10 protein-coding genes and 1 pseudogene are annotated in these 15497 nt (G+C 41.0%); 7 read left to right on the forward strand and 4 right to left on the reverse strand.

Features of this window, described 5'->3' with window-relative positions:
- Positions 1-233: 233 nt before the first annotated feature.
- Positions 234-4964 carry a GAF domain-containing protein gene (locus tag FBB35_RS23245; RefSeq protein WP_174711604.1) on the reverse strand — a complete coding sequence of 1577 codons (4731 nt, stop codon included), beginning with the start codon at positions 4962-4964 and terminating at the stop codon, positions 234-236.
- 285 nt (positions 4965-5249) lie between these two features.
- Between FBB35_RS23245 and FBB35_RS23250 the strand changes: the two genes are divergently transcribed.
- From FBB35_RS23250 to cbiE, 6 genes are all read left to right on the forward strand, one after another.
- Entirely contained in the window at positions 5250-5573 is a 324-nt protein-coding gene (locus FBB35_RS23250) for a YnfA family protein (protein WP_174711605.1), read from the forward strand.
- Between the two features lie 565 nt (positions 5574-6138).
- Positions 6139-7584 carry an ammonium transporter gene (locus FBB35_RS23255; protein WP_174711606.1) on the forward strand — a complete coding sequence of 482 codons (1446 nt, stop codon included), beginning with the start codon at positions 6139-6141 and terminating at the stop codon, positions 7582-7584.
- A 212-nt stretch (positions 7585-7796) separates the two neighbouring features.
- The gene (locus FBB35_RS23260; protein ID WP_174711607.1) at positions 7797-8630 is read left to right on the forward strand and encodes an SGNH/GDSL hydrolase family protein; all 834 of its coding nucleotides are present in this window, start codon (positions 7797-7799) and stop codon (positions 8628-8630) included.
- 119 nt (positions 8631-8749) lie between these two features.
- Positions 8750-9958 (forward strand): 4-hydroxy-3-methylbut-2-enyl diphosphate reductase, encoded by a 1209-nt coding sequence (locus FBB35_RS23265; RefSeq protein WP_174711608.1) that lies wholly within the window; start codon positions 8750-8752, stop codon positions 9956-9958.
- Positions 9959-10071: 113 nt separating this feature from the next.
- Positions 10072-10863, forward strand: a complete 792-nt coding sequence (locus tag FBB35_RS23270; RefSeq protein WP_174711609.1) for a class I SAM-dependent methyltransferase — start codon at positions 10072-10074, stop codon at positions 10861-10863.
- On the forward strand, positions 10860-12068 hold the full coding sequence (gene cbiE / locus FBB35_RS23275) for a precorrin-6y C5,15-methyltransferase (decarboxylating) subunit CbiE (protein ID WP_174711610.1): 1209 nt from the start codon (positions 10860-10862) through the stop codon (positions 12066-12068). The genes FBB35_RS23270 and cbiE overlap by 4 nt, the downstream gene beginning before the upstream one ends.
- 419 nt (positions 12069-12487) lie before the next feature.
- Here cbiE and FBB35_RS23285 read toward each other — a convergent pair whose 3' ends face one another.
- From FBB35_RS23285 to FBB35_RS23295, 3 genes are all read right to left on the reverse strand, one after another.
- On the reverse strand, positions 12488-12970 hold the full coding sequence (locus tag FBB35_RS23285) for an SDR family oxidoreductase (RefSeq protein ID WP_254625678.1): 483 nt from the start codon (positions 12968-12970) through the stop codon (positions 12488-12490).
- Positions 12971-13042: 72 nt separating this feature from the next.
- Complete coding sequence (locus FBB35_RS23290) at positions 13043-13990, reverse strand: glycosyltransferase family 2 protein (RefSeq protein WP_174711611.1); 948 nt, start codon at positions 13988-13990, stop codon at positions 13043-13045.
- An 83-nt stretch (positions 13991-14073) separates the two neighbouring features.
- The gene (locus tag FBB35_RS23295; RefSeq protein WP_174711612.1) at positions 14074-15093 is read right to left on the reverse strand and encodes an Npun_R2821/Npun_R2822 family protein; all 1020 of its coding nucleotides are present in this window, start codon (positions 15091-15093) and stop codon (positions 14074-14076) included.
- Positions 15094-15192: 99 nt separating this feature from the next.
- On the opposite strand from FBB35_RS23295, the pseudogene FBB35_RS23300 reads away from it, so the two are divergent.
- Positions 15193-15457, forward strand: a pseudogene (locus FBB35_RS23300) (Uma2 family endonuclease); the annotation flags it as partial.
- Positions 15458-15497 lie beyond the last annotated feature (40 nt).

A 15497-nucleotide genomic window follows, 5' to 3' on the forward strand; every position in this document is an offset into this window, starting at 1 on the left:
GAGACGTAGGAAGATTTTATGCAAGTTTTCTCTCTGTAAATACTAAAATTTTTTATTGGTACGATTGTATCAAGGCTGTTTTTCTATATTAATTTGGAATTAATACTCATCATTTTTGATGAGTAACTAAGGTATTATTTATTACTTTATTTATGATTAAAAAAGAATGTAGAATTCAGAATTAATTAGTGGGGGACTTAAACTCACATATTTATCGGCTACTCGTACAGAATTCAGACTGAACTCTTTCTTGTTAAAAAGTCTTGCATAGAGTTGACAAATTCTTTTAACTCTAAAACTAAGTTAGTAGCATCTCTAAGCTCTTGCTCGTAAGCTAACTTTTCTAGTTTGTCAGCTACTAGATACATAGCTGTGGCTCCAACATTGGCACTAGCACCTTTAAGGTGATGAGCTTCTCGCGCAATTTGGCCAAAGTCATCAGATGCGATCGCTGCAATGATGGTCTCTAAACGGGGTTTAACATCTTCAAGGTATATTTGCAATAGATTTAATTCAAATTCTCCATCATTTTCCGATATCCGATGCAAGTGTTCCCAATCAATTGCTAGGTCAATTTTGTCGTTGTTTGTGGTAGAAACTGTCTGTTCATCAACAACTGGCTCTTGTTTTGAGCGGATAACACTTGTCCAATGCTCTAGAGTGGCAGCCAATTTTTCTTTAAACACTGGCTTACTCAGATAGTCATCCATTCCTGCATTGAGACACATTTGTTTGTCTTCTTTCATCGCATTAGCCGTCATCGCAATTACCACAGGACGACGACGCAGAGCAAAAGCGTCTTCTTGCCAACGATGAATTTCTTTTGTGGTTTCTAAACCGTCAAGAATTGGCATTTGGCAATCCATTAGAATCAAATCATAAGGAATTTTTTCTAATAGCTGCAAAACTTCCTCTCCATTGGCAGCAACATCGGCTTTGTAGCCTAAACTCTGAAGTTGCTTCAGGGCGACTTTTTGATTCACCAAATTATCTTCAGCTAAGAGAATTCTTAACTGGAATTGAGTAGAGGGGTTAGGGGCAGAGGAAGTAAGAATGCTGGAAGTTTCTGTACTTGAGATTTTTGTAGTAGCCTCTAGCCTTCTTCCTTTAGACCCTTCTTCTGGTTGAGGCTGAGTTTTTAGAATAGTCATAATGGTATCAAGGAGTCGAGAGGGCTTAACGGGTTTGACTAAATAAGCAGCAAATCCTATTTTTAGCGCTCGTTGCAATTGGGTGCGTTGATTAATAGAGGTGAGTATAATCAAAGGTATCTTAGCAATTGCAGAATTGGCTTTAATTTGTTCTTCTAAAGTTATGCCAGAAGTTTGAGCCATTTGCATATCAACCAAGACGACATCATAAGAATTACCACACTCACAAGCTTCCTGAATAGCTTCGAGGGCAGCAGCAATACTGTCAGCTTGATCTACCTGCATTCCCCAACCGGTAGCTTGATGATAGATAATTTTGCAATTAGTAGCATTACTATCTACTACTAACAAGCGGCGATTGTTCAAAAATCCGGGTTCGCTCTTGACCTTCGTGTAATGTGTCGCAGGCAAGAAGCTATCGGAGTTTGGCAAAATAGGTTCAAGTTGTTTGGCAAAAGGCACCTCAAACCAAAACTTAGATCCTTTTCCCCTCTGACTTTCCAGCCCAATGACTCCTCCCATCAAAGTCACCAGTTGTTTGCAAATAGCTAATCCTAAACCGGTACCACCATACTTGCGAGTGGTAGAAGCATCCACTTGGGTAAATGGCGTAAAGATTTTGTGTTGCTCTTCAGGGCTAATGCCAAGACCTGTATCTGTAATGGCAAAATAGATGGTGGCTGTTGTGGAGGAAAGGGATGGCTTTGCCAAAGGCGATCGCAATTCTACTTGCACTACGACTTCACCAACGTTAGTGAACTTAATAGCGTTGCTAATTAGGTTCATCAGAATTTGCCGTAACCTACTAGCATCGCCTTTGAGGTAAATAGGGACGTTGTTATAAAGTAGTGCAGCAATTTCTAATCCCTTACTATGGGCTGATGGAGCTAATAATCCCACCACTTCTTCAACACAAGTGGATAGGTTAAAATCTAGAGTTTCGAGAGCCATTTCTCCAGCCTCAAGTTTGGAAAGATCCAAAATCTCGTTGATTAAACTTAAAAGGGCATCTCCACTAATTCGAATTGTTTCAATAAAATCTCGTTGTTCTGGATTTAAGGGAGTATCTAAAACCAAACTGGTCATCCCCAAGACAGCATTCATGGGAGTGCGAATTTCATGACTCATATTTGCCAAAAAAGCACTTTTAGTCTGAGAAGCTAATTCCGCTTGTTGACGGGCAATTTCAAGTTCTTCTCGCTGACGAGTTTCTGCTTTTAAAAGTTGAGCTTGGGCTAAAGCAATGCCTACTTGGTCAGCTATTTGCCGCAAGAGATGAGTTTCAAAACTAGACCATTGGTGAGAATCATCACACTGATGGACTATGAGCAAACCGCGAAGTTCTTCTTTGACCAAAATAGGTACAACAAAGTTGACTTTGACCCCAAACTGTTGGATTAATTTCAGGTCACTTTGTTGGACTTCGAGTAAATCTAACTCAGCCAGTCCTAACATCTCTCCTTGACGGTACTTTTGTAGATAGTACTGTTGCAGGTATTCTGCTCGTAAGTAAGGGGCGGTGATATTTTGATCTTTGATTTCTGGTAAGCCAGAAATTACTGCTTCAACAACGGTGGTTGCAGACTCATCTGGGAAAAGCTGATAGATCAAAACTCGGTCAGTTTGGAGAATCTTTTGCACTTCCTTGACAGTGATTTCGAGAATTTCTTCAATTTGCAAAGATTGGCGAATTTTAAGGGTGATTTCGGTAAAAAGTTGCGATCGCAAGTTTTGGCGTTGTAATTCCTCTTCAGCCCGCTTACGCTGAATAAATTGGCCCACTTGCTCACCAATAGAATTCATCGTGTTGATTAAATCTTGGTCAAGAGGTTTAATTTCACGATTGAAGCAGGTAATCACGCCCAGAATTTTGTTACCAGTCCGAATTGGAAAACCGAAAGCTGTGTGCAATCCTACTTGAGCCGCAATTTCAAAATGAGGAAAATTCAAATCCGTGACAACATCAGTTAGCCAAACAGGTTCAGAACTAGCCCAAACACGTCCAGGTAGTCCAATTCCTTCTATAAAAGTGGTTTGCCGCTTCAGTGCTTCAAATTCTTGCACTTCAAGAGATGCTTTATACCAGATGGAAAGAAAACGCAGCACATTTGCTTGCCGATCGACCATCCAAATTTCACCTAAATCCCATCCTAAACTCTCGCAGATTCCTTGCAGGATTCGGGGGTTAGCCTCGTTGATTGTGGTAGACTCTGCCAAAACGCGGGTTACAGTATATTGTGCAGTTAAATGCTGTTGTACTCGTTTACTATCTGTGATGTCAGTACCAGTGCCAACAATGTATTCCACCGCTCCTTCATAGTTTTTTAAGAAGGTATTCGACCAAGCAATAAGTCGGCGACTGCCATCCTTCATTACCCAATGGTTCTCATGCTCCAGAAAGCCTCTACCAGTTAGCAATTCCTCAAAAACTGCTTTAACTGAATCCACTTCTTCAGGAAGTAGGAACAAGTTCCAGAAATACCTACCCCTCACCTCATCGAAGGAGTAACCTGTTATTTGCTCACAAGCTTGATTGAAACGAACAACTCGCCCTTGAGAATCGAGAACTATTACTAATGCACTGGCTGTATGAAGGACTGCTGAGATAAAGTTACGTTCTTGATTTAAGCTTTCTTCTGCTCTTTTGCGCTCTGTTACCTCATGATAAATGAAGTAGTAAACTACAGTCAGAACGATAAAACTTAGGCAAATAGCGATCGCAATTGTCACAGTTGTTTTGCGAGTCCAAGCTTTTGCTGTTTTTGAAAGTTTCTGATGCCGCTCCCTTTCCTCGTTCTCTATCTCATTGATCTCTTTGCGGATATCATCCATGAGATTTTGACTTTTATTTGTCAGTACTACCTGCAACGCCGTCTCTGCTCCCTTTTTTTGGCGTAAGTTGATAGTCTGGTTTAGTTCAGTAAGTTTATCTACAATTAGAACTTCAAGCGTTGCAATCTGCTTTTGTTGGTTTGGTTTATCTGTGCTTAAATTCTTTAGTTTGGCAATTTCTTGATCGACATTAGCAAGTGATTCTTGATAGGGTTTTAGATAAGTTTGTTTTCCAGTAATAATGTAACTACGTTGCCCAATCTCCGCATCATTTATTTGAGATAGTAGCTGTTCTAAACTGTTATTTTTTTGATAAGTATTTTTTATGGCACTGCGGTTGTGAGTAGATACTGTTGTATTTTGATAGGAAACCACACCAATCAAAACTAAAATTACCGAAGCTATACCAAAACCTGCTGCAATCTTTTTGAAAAATTGTTTGCTTACCTTCTGCACCTGTTTACTTTTATTGTTAAAAAGTAGTAAGCTTGCTAAATTTCGGCGCAATTCCAGTTGCTTGATAACTTGACGACCTAATATTCGTAATGCCTCTATCTGCTCTGGAGTAAGTTCTCGTGGTACGTAATCAATTACACACAAAGTTCCTAGAGCATATCCTTCAGGGTTAGTCAGAGGTACACCAGCATAAAATCGAATATTTGGGTCAGATGTAACCAGTGGGTTGGTGGCGAACCTTTCGTCATCTGTTGTATCAGGTACAACAAAAACGTCAGGCTGTAAAATAGCATGACTACAGAATGCAAAATCTCGATGTGTTTCTAGGGTATCTAAACCGACTTTTGACTTGAACCACTGGCGATTTGTATCAATTAAGCTAATTAAGGCAATAGGAGTCTGGCAAATATACGAGGCTAAACGAGTGAGATCATCAAAGGCAGCTTCAGATGGTGTATCGAGAATTTTATACTCCAAAAGTGTCTCGATTCTCTGTACTTCGTTATTAGGTAATGGTGCTTTCATCCTTAAGCCTTATCTATATTCTGAGAGCAGAGGGGCAGGGGGCAGAGAGCAGAGGAGCAGGGGGAGAAGAAAAAATTAACTCTTTCCCCCCTTTATTTAGTGCTGAGTTTAGGAGTTAGGAGTTAGGAATCAGAATTTAGTATTTTTCCCCTGCTCCCCCTGCCCCTCTGCCTCTTCCCATGCCCAATGCCCAGGTCAACAAACTTACTTCAATTAATGACAATAGTTTAGTTAAAAGCGTTAGCGTAATTTCACTGAGTTCGCCCTTATGAACACATTTGTTAAATGATTAAGTCTTTGCTGTATTTTTTGTGGGCTGGTGTATTTGAAATTGGAGGAGGCTACCTAATCTGGTTGTGGTTGCGCGAAGGTAAACCGTTCTGGTGGGGCATATTGGGGGGAATTGCTTTAGCTTTCTATGGAATTATTGCAACTCTTCAATCGGCAAATTTTGGCAGAGTGTATGCTGCTTACGGTGGTGTATTTATTGCAATAGCGATGCTTTGGGGTTGGAAGGTAGACGGGGTAACTCCAGACCGCTACGATCTCATGGGAGCATGTTTAGCTTTAGTGAGTGTTCTAATTATCATGTTTGCACCCAGACCTTAAGTAAAACTTCTAGATTAATAAATTTTGTAATACCCACTTTTCAGAGACTAACAAAAAATAAATTATCCCAAATTATTTGTATATTTGTTGGATACCATATCTGTGCTATCTGGAGATGGGATGTTTATTTTGCTGGAATTCCCTGAACACATAATAACCTGACCAAAAATCGCCAAAATTTTTAATAACCAGCCGAAGATAAGCAACCATCTGTATATCTACCGCATAAATGCGTAGATATAAAGATAATTCATGGTAAATTTGTACAAATTTCCTGAAAATTGATAATTATTATCAATTTTTATAAGTATCTTGATTTGTAACAGGAAGTAACTAAAAATTTGGAGTTTTGTAGCGCTTGCATAAAATGCTATCCTGCACAAAAAGATGCAATCATTGCATCGTTACACCCTTGGTTCGATTTTGGCAACTACGATTACGATTATATTTTTGTTAACATTTCCAGAAAATTAAAGTTAAGTAACTTTTAAGACAAAAATATGTAGCCAAAAGTAATCAAATGTAGTTAAGGATACAAATCGTTGGTGCTTAGGAAGAAAAAGAAGTGTTGAAGAAAGTTGTAATGATTGGGGCTATCACCCTACTGTTTTTGGCAGGGCCGTTGATGGGCAATGCTTTTGCCCAAACACCAGCCGCGGCTCCACCTGCTGCTGATACTGGAGACACGGCATTTATGCTGATTTCAGCAGCACTCGTGCTGCTAATGACACCAGGATTGGCGTTTTTCTATGGTGGATTTGTGCGATCGCGTAATATCCTAAACACATTGATGATGAGCTTTGTGTTGATGGCGATCGTGGGAGTTACCTGGATTTTGTGGGGCTATAGTCTTTCTTTTGCACCAGGCTTGCCATTCATTGGTGGATTGCAATGGTTTGGGTTAAACGGTGTCGGTTTAGAGACTCAAGGCTACTTGCCGCATCTGCCTTATGAAGATGCGCTCAAAGCAGCAGACCCCAAATATGCTGATGTCGTCTCTTATGCCGGAACGATTCCCCACCAGGCATTTACGATTTATCAAGCCATGTTTGCCATTATCACCCCAGCCTTAATTTCTGGGGCGCTCGTTGAGCGGATGAGTTTCCGCGCCTATTCACTGTTTGTGCTGCTGTGGTCAACCTTTGTTTACGCCCCCCTAGCCCACATGGTATGGGCGAAAGGTGGATTATTAGGTTTGGCTGGTGGATTAGGTGCCCTCGACTTTGCAGGTGGCACAGTAGTTCATATTAGCTCTGGGGTTTCAGCTCTGGTAGCAGCGATCGTCCTTGGTCCTCGGAAAACCCATCCCGATCGCCTTAGCCCGCCACACAATGTTCCTTTCATTTTGCTGGGTGCTGGCTTGCTCTGGTTTGGCTGGTTCGGCTTCAACGCTGGGAGTGCCTTATCTGTTGCCAGTGGAACTTCTGGTGGCTTAACAACAAATTTAGCAACAACAGCCTTTGTTGCCACCAATACGGCGGCGGCGGCGGCAGCTTTAATGTGGCTAATTTTAGAAGCAGTTTTACGGGGTAAACCCACAGCCGTAGGAGCAGCTACAGGAGCCGTTGCTGGTTTAGTAGGCATCACCCCCGCCGCCGGATTTGTGACACCGCTATCAGCGATTTTAGTTGGTTTCATCACCGCCTTTGTTTGCTTCTATGCTGTAAGTTTTAAGCATAAGCTGCAAATTGACGATGCTTTAGATACCTATCCCGTGCATGGTGTTGGTGGGACAGTGGGGGCAATTTTAACGGCCATCTTTGCCACAACTCAAGTCAACGGCGGAGGTAAAGATGGAGTGCTACGTGGTAATTTTGGTGAATTGGGAGTTGAACTAGCAGCAATTGCCGTTGCTTATGCGATCGCAGGTGTTGGTACTTGGATTATTCTCAAGATTATCGATGCTACAGTCGGTCTGCGAGTCAAAGAGGAAGCCGAATTGCAAGGTTTGGATATCAACGAACACGGTGAAGAAGGTTATAATTCCGAGTTTGGCGATCGTCCCACTTAGTTAGTAGGGAGTGGGCATTGGGCATTGGGCATGAAGAAGAGACAAAGTAGACAAGGAAGAGGGTGGAGACAAGGGAGAGACTTATTCAATAATTCCCCCTTGTCCTCCCTGCCCCCTGCCCCCTGCCTTCCCTACTCCCCAATTGAAGATTGTGTAATTTGCGATCGCTAGCGTTAAAATTTGATTCAAATAATTGGTAAATTTCGCTAGTCGTGACTACTTCTGCAAAAACCCTCCCTATCTGGGCATTTTTCTCGCTGTTAACCAACTGCATCCTAATGTTGGCGGTCATTCTGCTAATCTGGCAACAGCAGAAATTGGCCACTTTTTTTGGGATAGTAACATCCCCAGAACCAATCAACCTGAACAACTCAACCCAAATTGCTACACCTGATTTGGGTCGTCGTCACCAACTCACTTATCAGGAGTGGGTAGACATTCTCAAGCAAGAAGCCAAGGTCGCTGCTGACCAACAAACTCCCCATTTAAGCATTCTGGCGGGAGATTCTCTAAGTTTATGGTTTCCCCCTGAGTTATTACCCGAAGGTAAAAATTGGCTCAATCAAGGAATTTCTGGTGAAACCAGTAATGGACTCTTAAACAGGTTGAAAATATTTGACCGCAGCAAACCAGAGGTCATTTTTGTGATGATTGGCATTAATGACCTAATTCGGGGGGTGAACAACGAGGAAATTTTAGATAATCAGCGACAAATTATCAATTACCTCCGAAAGACGCATCCCACAACGCAAATTGTTGTGCAATCGATTTTGCCACATGGGGCAGAAGAAGCAACCTGGAAAGGACGAGATAAACTTCTAGCTGTTGCCAATAGTCGCATTCAGGGGTTGAATCAGCAACTGCAAAGTATTTCTACCAAAAAAGGTGTCAAATATCTTGATTTATATCCCCTGTTTACTAACAAGCAAGGAAATCTACGCCGCGAATTTACTACTGATGGCTTACATTTAAGTCCCGAAGGGTATATAGTTTGGCGTTCTGCATTGCAGATTTATAGCGAAATCGAATTAAAATCCCAGCGTTAACGTCCTTCCGAGGAAAAAGGTTAAAGGGCAAAAAGAAGTAATATCTTTGAATACAACTCTGTATAAATCGCGGCTTGGCGCGAGAAAATAAAAAATAGTGGTTGAAGTAGACAAATCTAATGGATACAAAAGCTTTTAAGCGCAGCCTGCAACATTCCGAAAATTACAATCGTAAGGGCTTCGGTCATCAAGCAGAAGTTGCCACCCAGTTGCAATCTGAATATCAGAGTAACTTGATTCAAGAAATTCGCGATCGCAATTACACTCTACAACGGGGTGATGTTACCATCCGACTAGCACAAGCTTTTGGTTTTTGCTGGGGTGTAGAACGGGCTGTGGCCATGGCCTACGAAACTCGTCAGCACTTCCCCACAGAACATATCTGGATTACTAACGAGATTATCCACAACCCTTCTGTAAATCAGCGAATGCAGGAGATGGAAGTTGAATTCATCCCCATTGAAGGAAAGAATAAAAACTTTTCTGTTGTTGGCACTGGGGATGTAGTGATATTACCTGCTTTTGGGGCTAGCGTTCAAGAAATGCAGATCCTTCACGATAAAGGCTGCAAAATTGTTGATACAACTTGTCCTTGGGTATCTAAAGTTTGGAATACAGTAGAAAAACACAAAAAAATCGATTATACATCAATAATTCACGGTAAATATAAGCACGAAGAAACAGTCGCTACTAGTTCCTTTGCTGGCAAATATTTAATTGTATTGAATTTGCAAGAAGCAAATTATGTTGCTGACTATATTCTTAATGGTGGCAACCGTGAAGAATTTCTGACAAAATTTGCTAAAGCTTGTTCAGCAGAATTTGACCCCGATCGCGATTTAGAAAGAGTTGGCATTGCTAACCAAACTACAATGCTTAAAGGCGAAACTGAGCAAATCGGGAAACTTTTTGAGCGGACTATGTTGCAGAAGTATGGCCCCATCGAGTTAACTCAGCATTTCCAAAGCTTCAATACCATCTGTGATGCCACCCAAGAACGTCAAGATGCTATGTTGGAATTAGTGGAACATAATTTAAATTTAATGGTAGTAATTGGGGGATTTAATTCATCCAATACTACTCAATTGCAGCAAATTGCTTTTGAGCGAGGAATTCCTTCTTATCACATTGATACTGTTGAACGGATTAAATCAGGAGATTCTATAGAACATCGACAATTAAATGGGCAATTAATAACTACAGAAAATTGGTTGCCAGATGGTGAAATTGTCGTAGGAATTACTTCTGGTGCTTCTACTCCAGATAAGGTAGTAGAAGATGTGATTGAGAAGATTTTTGCGGTGAAAGCAACAGCCGCGTTGGTTTAATAGCGATCGTAGATTGATTTCATCTCTTGACAAGAATACTACATCAATATTAGCTATCAGTAACTAGTAAATACTAGTTACTGTATTTTAAAAAATTGTGAGAAATTTAATAAATGGCTATTTATGAGCAAATTGGCAAAAGCTATGATTTGACTCGTCGTGCCGATCCTGAAATTGCTGCTCGATTAGCTGTTCACCTTCAGGTAACATCAGATTATTCATATCTTGATGTAGGATGTGGCACTGGAAATTACACACTAGCTTTAGCAAAAAGTGGTGTTTGGCATGGAGTAGACCAGTCAAAAAAGATGATTGATATTGCTAGAAATAAGAGTAATATTGTAGCTTGGCAAGTTGCCGAAGCCGAAGCTTTACCTTATGCCGATAATACTTTTTCAGGTGTGTTATGCACATTAGCGATACATCATTTTGTTGCATTAACTCCTGCTTTTGGGGAGATTAATCGTGTCTTGGCGGCTGGTCGTTTTGTATTATTTACTGCCACGCCAGAGCAGATGAATAAATATTGGTTAGTCGAATATTTTCCAGAGGCTATACATAAATCTGCTGAAAAGATGCCAAGTTTAGAAAAGATCAGATATGCTCTCAATGAGGCAGATTTTAATTCAGTAAATATCGAACCTTATTTTATTTCAAAAAATTTGCAAGACTTATTTTTATATAGTGGTAAATATCGTCCTGAAATATATTTAGATGAAAATATCCGCTCTGGAATTTCTACATTTGCTTTGCTAGCTTCGCCAGAAGAAATCACCATAGGATGTCAAAGACTAGTAGCAGATATTAATACAGGACGCATCACAGATATTATCAATAAATATGAAAACAATCACGGAGATTACTTGTTTGTAATTGCCGAGAAAATTAATTATGAATTAGCATGACAGAGAAATGGCTCTCTATCGTCGGCATTGGGGAAGATGGATTACAGGGATTAAGCGCGATCGCTCTTTCCCTAATCACTCAAGCTAAAGTAATTGTTGGAGGCGATCGCCATTTGGCAATGCTTCCTACAGACGATCGACGTGAAAAACTAGTCTGGACATCCCCCATTAGCACCTCTGTAAAGGAAATCATCAAGCGTCGGGGTGAGTCAATCTGCGTACTTGCAAGCGGCGATCCCATGTGTTACGGCATTGGTGTCACCTTAATGCGGCGAATTCCGGTTTCTGAAATGACGATTATCCCCGCACCTTCCGCCTTCAGCCTCGCTTGTGCCAGGATGGGATGGTCTTTAACTGAAGTGGAAACCTTGAGTTTAAATGGTCGTCCATTCTCCCTAATCCAGTCTTACATCTATCCAAAAGCGCGGCTCTTGATTTTAAGTGAAGGGAAGGACACACCCGCCGTTGTTGCGGAGATTTTGACAAATCGCGGCTATGGTGGCAGCAAAATTAACGTGTTGGAGCGCATGGGCGGCACTCATGAAAGAATTGTGGAAGGTACGGCTGCATCTTGGAATGAAACTGAAATTGCGGCATTGAATGCGATCGCAGTTTATTGTATTGCTGATGCTGGGGTTATTCCTTTACCAAGATTACCAGGATTACCAGATAACGCCTACCACCACGATGGACAGTTAACAAAGCGTGAAGTTAGGGCGATTACTCTGGCAGCTTTGGCTCCCACGCCGGGAGCGTTGTTGTGGGATGTTGGTGCGGGTTGTGGCTCAATTTCCATCGAATGGATGCGGAGTAATCCTCGATGTCGAGCGATCGCGATCGAGCAAAATGTTTCTAGACTACTCTATATTGCCGATAATGCCGCCACTCTCGGTACTCCAAATCTGCAAATCCTTGAAGGTAAAGTGCCCCATGCCCTGAAAGACTTGCCAGCACCAGATGCAATTTTTGTTGGTGGTGGGGTTACAGCAACAGGACTCTTTGATATTTGCTGGGAAGCACTGCGGCCCGGTGGGCGTTTGGTGGCAAATGTGGTGACGGTAGAGGGTGAGCAAACTTTATTTCAATGGCATAAACAAGTCGGTGGCGATTTAACTCGTGTTGCTATTCAACGGGCGGAACCTATTGGGAAATTTTTGGGCTGGCGGGCAATGGCACCTATAACCCAATGGGTAGTTGTAAAATAATATGATTTGTGAATCTTTAACTTGCCATTGCAGGTTCACTGCCGGCACATTCAAGTTCAGATCCGCAAATGCAAGCGTGAGTAATTTAGACAATGGCATCTGTGAGCTATTGAATTGTAGGATCGGGAACATTCTCAACCCGGACATCACCAGAGGCATAGTAAACGGTTGCTTTCATCGAACAATCTCGAAGTAAAAAACGGATACTTAGTTTTGTTTGTCAGTTACGAGTCTGGAACTGGAATCTTCTCAGGAATACCCAGACTGCGCTTGTGATTATTTTTCATCATCATATTCATCGTGCCGCCTGACGCTGTTCTTCAGGCGAACCGCGTAATCACCTCGAAGCCGACCGTGAACGCAGCACTGTCTGGCGGGATCTCCACTTACTGCAACGGCATCATAGTTGGCAACGAACTTCACTGCACCGTTTGACCGCCATTGACGACCAAGGTGTGTCCGACGACGAAGGCAGCCGCGTCCAAACACAGCCAGACAACGGCATTGGCAATTTCTTCGGGCTGTCCCATCCGTCCGACCGGCTCCTCTGCGATTACCTGCTCACGTCCTTCAGCAGTGCCGCCAGTGAAACGAACCATCATCGGTGTGTCAGTGTAACCGGGGGCAACAGCGTTGACGCGGATATTTTGCGAGGTGTAGTCAAGAGCCGCGGACTTGGTGAGTCCGATCACGCCGTGTTTTGCGGCGGTGTATGCGGCTTTGCCCTTGATGCCTATGATATCGGCACCCGATGATGTGTTCACGATCGCGCCGCCGCCTTGCTTGAGTAGCAGAGGGATTTCATACTTCATGCACAGAAAAACGCCGCGCAAGTCGGTGTCTACGATCCGATCCCACTCTTGCTCTTCAATTTCTGCTGTTGCTGCATTCTTCTGCTCCACACCAGCGTAGAATGTTGGGTTTCGTTCCTCAACCCAACCTACGCAGCTACTGCGTCAACGCATTTCTATAGCCTAACCCCGCACTTGTCGCAGTGCATTAAACGCCTTACCTCGCAACCCAACTGGTAACAGCGATAATCCTAAACCAGTCCAAGCTTTAGGAGTTGAAAAAGACTGTCCTGCTAAAACTAGCTCTCTGCCTTTTTGCGTTTCACCCTTTTCAATTAAACGCAAACCTAATAATAACTGCGTTTCAGTTAGACGATTTTTCCTGATTGTCTCTATTTTTTCAGAATCAAACTTATAACTTTCTAAATATCGCATTTTATCAAATAAATAAGGAATCGCTCTATTTATACCTTGCTGCTCTGCATGATTGCGATATTCCATCAATAATTCTGGTAAAAAATAACCCTTTTTTCCAGCCAAAGCTAGACGCACAAATAAATCATTATCCTCACAGTTTTGCATATTTGGTTGCATAAATCCTAGCTCTTGCAAAGTTTTGCGGCGAAATAATGTTGCGCCAACTTGAAAGCTTTGGTTAACAAATACAACTTCCAATAAATTATCTACAACACCTGCTGGTAAATTTTTCCTACCCCAACGATGAGTATTTTCTTGAGTTTTTACTTCATCCCGCACATTGTTAATATCAATTATCCAATGGTCTGTACCAACAAAATCAATGCTAGAATCTTGAGAAAGAATCGCTGCAGTACTTGCGAGAAAATCTGCTGTGAGCCGATCGTCATCATCAAATTTAATAAAATATTCACCACTGGCTGCATCAAAGCCAGAGCGCATATTATTACTTTTACCAATATTTTGCTGATGACGGATATATTTTATCCGTTGGTCTGTGTACTGTGACATTAATTCAGGCGTACCATCGCTAGAACCATCATCACAAACAATTAGCTCAAAGTCTTGCTCAGACTGATTCAGTACACTGTCAATGGCATAAGGAAGAAGATTAACACGATTAAAAGTAGGAATGCAAACAGTAATTTTAGGCATATTTTATACTAATAGCTGGAAAATATAGAAGATAAAAAGTTTATATCAATTGCTAATTTAATACGTCGTCAATCAAGCTATATTTAGCGCATAGTTCTTTGAATTTTATTCATTGTTTTGTTAAGAAAGTTATTAGTTTTGGTAATTATGCTCACTGGCTTAAGCTGTTTTGGTCTTTGTTCTGGCTGCTTGAGAAAGCGATAGTGTAAAAACTCATTTGCATAACATATATTAACATCTTGTCCTTGAGATAACTGGGCAAAATCACGAGAAGAATAGCTCATATAATGGATACGATGAATTGGTTTTAAGCCATCTTGATTGTAAAGAACATTATTAATATTTACAAAGGGATCTGCATTAGCACAATTGCCTGTTCTATCTTCACCATTGGGACTAAGTGTAAAGTTAAAAAGTGGGCGATCGCAGCGCAAGGTCATATAGTTAAACAAAAAGGAATCATCCCACCATCCATGTCCATTAATCCACTCAACTTCTTGTTTAGTAATTAATCTCTCCTTCATTATCTCAATTTCTTTAACAGTAAACAATCCTCGCTTAGAGCCAAAAAAACTAGAACAATGGAGTTGAGGACGTATATCTACTTCTGTATACAGTCCAGTTTTCTCTATAACTGAAATATTTAACGCTGCAACAGTCCTATCCTTAAGGTGTTCCCAATCATCAAAAACAAAATCTGATGTTTCTAGCTTATCAATTACATTATTTAGTGGCTTCATTGCCAAACTATCACCGTCATAAAATACGAATTTATCAAAAATACCCTCAAAAGCAACAAACTTTCTTTGTAAATGACTTTTGTACCAACTAGGGCGCAATAATTTTGTATCTTTTTCCCTTGGATGTGCTGCCCAAACCTGATGAGCAAATTCTTCCCAGCGTTGAATTACGTCCCAATCATCAAACAAAATTACATTTTTTCGATTATTAATTTCTTTCCTAACTAAATCTAGTTGCTCATTATATGGAATTATGCAAATAGGAATATCTGCACTAACATTCACCTCAATACTGTTTAGCAAAGCTACTAGTTGGTCAAACACCACATCATTAGCAAGGGTGTAGATACCGAAAGAATCCATTTTGATAAATCCTTTTTATCTTTCAATGACTGAGTAACGTAAGCGTTATTTTTTGAGTCATTATTTTCTAATCATTATTAGTATACACATCTTTACACAGAACAAAAAGAAAAATTTATTCCTCTATGTCCTGATTTTGTCATCGAGATTTTTTCACTTAATGACAGCTTAAAAAAAACTCAGAATAAAATGCAAGAATACATCGAAAATGGCTGTCGTCTAGGTTGGTTGCTCAATCGAAAAAAAACAGGAAGTAGAAATTTATCGTCCAGGACAAAATGTGGAAGTTTTAAAATTTCCTCCAACTATTTCCGGCGAAAATGTTTTACCTGGTTTTGTACTCCAAATACAACGAATTTGGTAGAAGTTTGGGAATTGGGACATTCTTGTACAGACGCGATTAA

This window comes from Nostoc sp. TCL240-02 (assembly GCF_013343235.1).
Lineage (GTDB): Bacteria > Cyanobacteriota > Cyanobacteriia > Cyanobacteriales > Nostocaceae > Nostoc.